The sequence below is a fragment of the Shigella sp. FC1967 genome, from assembly GCF_001743005.1.
Classification (GTDB): Bacteria; Pseudomonadota; Gammaproteobacteria; order Enterobacterales; family Enterobacteriaceae; genus Proteus.
This window is the reverse complement of sequence record NZ_MIIZ01000646.1, coordinates 1-5,813: the sequence shown is the minus strand read 5'-3', so window position 1 is coordinate 5,813 and position 5,813 is coordinate 1. Positions and strand designations below refer to the sequence as shown.

The window sequence follows — 5,813 nt, the reverse complement described above, 5'->3', positions numbered from 1 at the left end:
TCTGGCAATGCCCTGAATGTGGAGTTGAACATGACCGAGATATCAATGCGGCAATCAATATCCGACACAAGGGCATATTGGAATTACACGCGGCGGGACTCGTCGTTTTCAGCCCATGGAGACCAGCGTAAATCCGTCGTACAGAGGGTTGCGGTCTGAGAAGTGGGAAGCCTCGCCGTTTACGGTGGGGAGCAGTCACAACTTAAGTAAGCCCATCGATTTTTCCTTGATTATCAACGTTAACAGCGATAGCCGCGGGGATTTTAGGTAACCCTGGCATTGTTGTGATAGAGCCCGTTAAGGCGACAACAAAGCCTGCGCCAGCAGAAACATACACTTCACGGACGTTGATTGTAAAGTGAGTCGGGCGACCTAATAAGGTGGGATCATCTGAGAGTGAGTATTGCGTTTTTGCCATGCAAACAGGGAAATGAGCAAACCCCATACTTTCTATTTTTTTCAACATATTACGAGCCTTTTGGCTGTAAGTCACACCATCAGCACCATAAATTTCTTTGGCAACAATATCAATTTTTTGACTCAGTGAGGCATCATCAGGATAAATTAATTGAAATTGACTCGGTTCATTTTCAAGTGTATCAATCACTTGTTTAGCCAACTCAATACCACCTTCGCCCCCTTTTTCCCATACTTTTGTAATCGCGAAGCGACAACCTCTATCTTGGCAAAATTGTTCGATAAACTGGTGTTCTGCAAGACTATCTGTGATATAAGCATTAAGAGAAACAATGACAGGTAAACCATATTTTTTTAGGTTTTCAATATGTTTTTCAAGATTAACAATGCCTTTTTCAAGAGCAACTAAATCTTCATTATTCCACTCACCTTTACCTAAGCCACCGTTATATTTTAGCGCTTTCGTGGTGACAACAATAACGGCACAATCAGGACGTAATCCACTGATCCGGCATTTTATATCAAAGAATTTTTCAGCACCTAAATCAGCCCCAAAACCAGCCTCTGTCACAGTAATATCAGCAAGTTGAAGAGCAAGTTTTGTTGCTCTTACGCTATTGCACCCATGGGCAATATTTGCGAAGGGACCTCCATGAATAATAGCGGGAGTATTTTCGAGTGTTTGTACTAAATTAGGATTAATAGCATCTTTTAATAAACTCGCCATTGCACCGACGGCTTGTATATCGCTTGCTGTAATAGGATCACCCTGATAAGAATAGGCAACAATAATGCGAGAAAGTCGTTGTTTCAAATCATCAATATCTACGGCTAAACAAAGGATAGACATGATTTCAGAAGCAACGGTAATAACAAAGCTATCTTCTCTTGTAATACCGTCTTTCTCACCACCTAATCCCACAACAATATGACGTAAAGCACGATCGTTCATATCCATACAACGTTTAAACACGATTTTTTTAGGATCGATATTTAACGGATTACCCTGATAAATTGAATTATCAAGCATGGCTGCAAGTAAGTTATTGGCAGAGGTAATAGCATGGAAATCGCCAGTAAAATGAAGGTTCAGATCTTCCATTGGAATGACTTGTGAATAACCACCACCCGTTGCCCCACCTTTAATACCAAAGCAAGGGCCTAAAGAGGGTTCACGCAATGCAATAATGGCATTTTTTCCAAGATGATTAAGTGCTTGCCCTAATCCCACTGTGACAGTTGTTTTACCTTCACCTGCAGGTGTTGGATTAATTGCTGTGACTAAAACTAATTTCCCAGTTTTTTTTGTTGCAATTTTTGACCAAATACGGTGACTAAATTTCGCTTTGTACTTGCCATAAAACTCAATATCATCTTGATCAATATTTAAATTTTTAGCAATATCCTGAATCGGTAAGGGGTGTGCTTCTTGGGAGATTTGAATATCTGATTTCATTTTAGTTCTCTTTTATCCCGCTAATGATGTCTCTAGTGATCTTTACTTATCAACTTTAGACAATAATCTAAATATCACCAATAGATTGATTAAGTTATCATTATTTACTTTAGATAACGTGTTCATTATCACGCCATCTAAATGAATTTTTGTTCGTTAACCCTTATTTTTCTTTTAAGTTCTTCTTATTAAGTCATGCTTTGTATTTTTGAAAAAACGTATTTTAACTAAGGATGACAATTTAATCTCATACAAAACAAATGGTATTAAAAAAGAAGATCATCAAGATAGATGCGAATAAACAAAAAAAGGCGCTGAGATCAGCGCCTTAACTATCATAAATATCTGGATTGAAGACTTTTAGGTTTAGTCACAAGAAATTTTAATGGCTAATCCGCCTTGAGAGGTTTCACGATATTTAGCATTAATGTCTTTACCTGTTTCGTACATTGTTTCAATGACTTTATCTAAACAAATACGAGGATCACTGACACGGCGTAAAGCCATACGAGATGAGTTTACAGCTTGTACGGCTGCGATGGCATTACGTTCAATACAAGGAACTTGTACTTGTCCTGCCACTGGGTCACAGGTAAGTCCTAAGTTATGCTCCATTGCAATTTCCGCAGCAATACAAACCTGTTCGGGGCTACCGCCTAGCAGCTCAGTTAATGCGCCTGCTGCCATTGAGCAAGCAACACCGACTTCACCTTGGCAACCGACTTCAGCGCCCGAGATAGATGCATTCATTTTGTAAAGTGAGCCAATAACACCCGCAACTAAGAAAAAGCGAGTGTAAGAGTTTTCATTTACAGGACGAATAAATTTATCATAGTAAGACAATACTGCTGGAATAATACCACAGGCACCATTTGTTGGTGCTGTGACAACACGCCCACCCGCCGCATTTTCTTCATTCACGGCAAGAGCAAACATATTAATCCAGTCAACAACTGTCATTGGATCGGTCGTCGTTTTATCTTCTGTGACTAACATACGGCGTAATGCCGAAGCACGGCGAGGTACACGTAATGGCCCTGGTAATAAGCCTTCGGTATTTACACCACGCTCAATACCTGATTTCATCACATCCCAAACCGCTGCAAAATGAGCTGAAATTTCTTCTTTGCTACGTAATGCTAATTCGTTTTGCATCACTAATGCGGATAAAGAAAGGCCTGTTTCTTTGCAATGACGACGTAAATCAGCCGCATATTGATAAGGATAAGGAACTTGAACACTATTTTCTTCTGGTTGACCAAAATGTTCTTCATCAACAATAAAACCACCACCAATAGAATAATAGGTTTTTTTCAATAAAACCTGGTCACCGTTATAAGCGGTAATGGTCATGCCATTTTCATGGAGAGGCAGATTGGTTTTATGGAAATTCATACCGCCTTCAACCGGAAAGTCGACTTCTTTTATGCCATTTGCCAGCATTAAGCGACCAGTGGTTTCTACCTGTTTAATAAAAGGGGGAATAGAATCTATGTCCACCGTGTCAGGTAAATTTCCTGCGAGTCCCATAATAATAGCAATATCAGTTGCGTGACCTTTACCTGTTAAAGATAAAGAGCCATAAACATCAACGATAACGCGGGAAACTGAAGAGAGGAGATTTTTTTCAGCAAGTAAATCAACGAATTCTTTACCTGCTTTCATAGGGCCTACAGTGTGTGAGCTTGAAGGGCCGATACCAATTTTAAAAATATCAAAGACGCTAACCATAATATTCGCCTCCCTAATTAATTTAAAGGCGCAACTGTGTGATTATTAGAGTGTTAAGTGTCAGTTTTGAAAGCTAAAGCTGTAATGCTACTTCCATTGAGAAAGTAGCCATTAGATGTCTTATTAGCCCATGAAAGAGTTAATTAAGCTATAGAAAACTGCTGAGATTGCGATAAGACCCATGATTACAACGAATACGTTGCTGATATGACCCGCATATTTCTTCATCGCAGGGACTTTACGGATTGCATACATTGGCATTAGGAACAGTAACATTGCGATAATTGGGCCGCCTAATGTTTCAATCATACCTAAAATGCTTGGGTTTAATGTTGCAACAATCCAAGTTGTTACCAGCATAAACAGTGCAGTGATTTTGTTTAAACGATCTTTTTCGATTGTTTTACCTTTTTCACGCAGTGATTTGATGATTAAACCGTTGAAACCTTCACGAGCACCTAAGTAGTGACCTAAGAAAGATTTAGTAATCGCAACGAAAGCAATAAATGGTGCAATATAAGCAATAACAGGCGCTTCAAAATGGTTAGCAAGATAAGACAGAATACTGATGTTCTGTTCTTTTGCTTCAGCTAAGTTTTCTGGTGTTAAGCTAAAGACACAGCTAAACACGAAGAACATCACAGTGAGAACCATCATGATATGCGCATAAGCTAAAATGCGTGAACATTTTTTCTCAGCGTTTTCACCGTATTCTTCACGTTTTGCAACAGCAAACGCAGAGATAATTGGAGAGTGATTAAAAGAGAACACCATAACAGGGATAGCTAACCATAGGGTTACTAATAGGCCTTGACCCATACCTGAAGTTGCTGCGTGATCAAAAGAGAGAGTATCAAGAATTGCGCCATTCCACTCAGGGATCAGATACAGTGCAAGTACCATCAAGATTGCAACAAACGGGAATACTAATACGCTCATTGCTTTAACGATAGCTTGTTCACCAAAGCGAATAATACACATGATGCCTACGATGAGGATCAGGGATAAAATTGCACGAGGTGGCGCAGCCATATGCATTTGGTTCACAATAAAGCTTTCTACGGTATTGGTGATAGCAACACTATAAACCAGTAGAATAGGATAGATTGCGAAGAAATAGAGTAGGGTGATTAATTTACCCGCTGTTTTACCAAAGTGTTCTTCAACAACTTCAGTGATATCTTCACCTGGGTTTTTACCTGATAACACAAATCGGCACATACCACGGTGTGCAAAGAAGGTCATTGGAAATGCAAGTACTAACATGATCAACAGAGGAATTAAACCACCAATTCCTGCGTTAATAGGTAGAAATAGAACACCAGCACCGATAGCCGTACCGTACAAACCTAACATCCATACTGTATCTGACTTACGCCATGCTTTGTAATCACTTTGGGTATTACCCGATGCGATAGAACCAGCTTTGGTTGTATCCATAATACTCTCCGAAATAACGCGGTAAAAAAATAATGAATAAAAATAAGAGCGTGATCGTATTTCTTTTTAGAAATAATCACAGCATAAATTTAATTATGAATAAATGAGTGCATTGAGTGCCTGGTGTTATCTCAATATCTTCAATTACCACATATAAAAATCTTTAAATTTCAAAAGAATTAGACCCTTCCAAAAATTTGAAAAAAATATTTAATAAGTTTATATCCAGACTTAAGAGGTGCAGAATATAGTGTTTTTCAGGATAAACTACCGTGATCTCCATCTCAAATGCTAAATATAACTGAAAAACCTAAAAATGTAACATTTTTTATATTTTATGTTTTTCTCGGAGGTTTTTAAACATTTTGAAATAACTTTCCAATTTTAAAGTAAGTATAAAATAAAGCTAAATACTTAAATGTTCATATATTAATGATTTTTTTTTTCGGTGTTTTTTATTATCTAAGAAATAAATGATTAAAATCAAATGGGTTATTTTTATTTACAATTAAAACATTATATTAACCTTCTATTCCATTGATATGTATAGATTAAATATTTTTCTTTTAATTTATGTTTAAAAGTTAGACGCAAGAATATAAAAATAGGGAAGGATGATTATTTATTAATGAATACCTTTTCATTTTTATGAAATGAATATATCTATATTTCAGTGATAAGTAGAATATTGTTTATAAATGCAACAATAAATTTGTTAATAAATGAGCAGGGTAGGCGGTTATGTCGCGAATATAAAAATGTTATTTTG

The 5,813-nt window shown here is 37.4% G+C and carries 3 protein-coding genes and 1 pseudogene; 1 reads left to right on the top strand and 3 read right to left on the bottom strand.

Translation table 11 applies throughout. The annotated features are described in order from the left end of the window. Positions 1 to 159: pseudogene (locus BHE89_RS08555) on the top strand (zinc ribbon domain-containing protein); the annotation flags it as partial. Positions 160 to 202: 43 nt separating this feature from the next. On the opposite strand, the gene BHE89_RS08550 reads toward BHE89_RS08555, so the two are convergent. The 3 genes from BHE89_RS08550 to BHE89_RS08540 form a co-directional block, all read right to left on the bottom strand. Further along, the gene (locus tag BHE89_RS08550) at positions 203 to 1,873 is read right to left on the bottom strand and encodes a formate--tetrahydrofolate ligase (RefSeq protein ID WP_069368152.1); all 1,671 of its coding nucleotides are present in this window, start codon (positions 1,871 to 1,873) and stop codon (positions 203 to 205) included. Between the two features lie 366 nt (positions 1,874 to 2,239). Then, entirely contained in the window at positions 2,240 to 3,604 is a 1,365-nt protein-coding gene (locus BHE89_RS08545; RefSeq protein WP_069368153.1) for an L-serine ammonia-lyase, read from the bottom strand. A gap of 123 nt (positions 3,605 to 3,727) precedes the next feature. Then, positions 3,728 to 5,044, bottom strand: a complete 1,317-nt coding sequence (locus tag BHE89_RS08540; protein WP_069368154.1) for an HAAAP family serine/threonine permease — start codon at positions 5,042 to 5,044, stop codon at positions 3,728 to 3,730. Positions 5,045 to 5,813 lie beyond the last annotated feature (769 nt).

Excerpts from the sequence above, each read along its gene's own strand:
- BHE89_RS08550 (WP_069368152.1), bottom strand. The coding sequence starts at position 1,873 with ATGAAATCAGATATTCAAATCTCCCAAGAAGCACACCCCTTACCGATT.
- BHE89_RS08545 (WP_069368153.1), bottom strand. The coding sequence starts at position 3,604 with ATGGTTAGCGTCTTTGATATTTTTAAAATTGGTATCGGCCCTTCAAGC.
- BHE89_RS08540 (WP_069368154.1), bottom strand. The coding sequence starts at position 5,044 with ATGGATACAACCAAAGCTGGTTCTATCGCATCGGGTAATACCCAAAGT.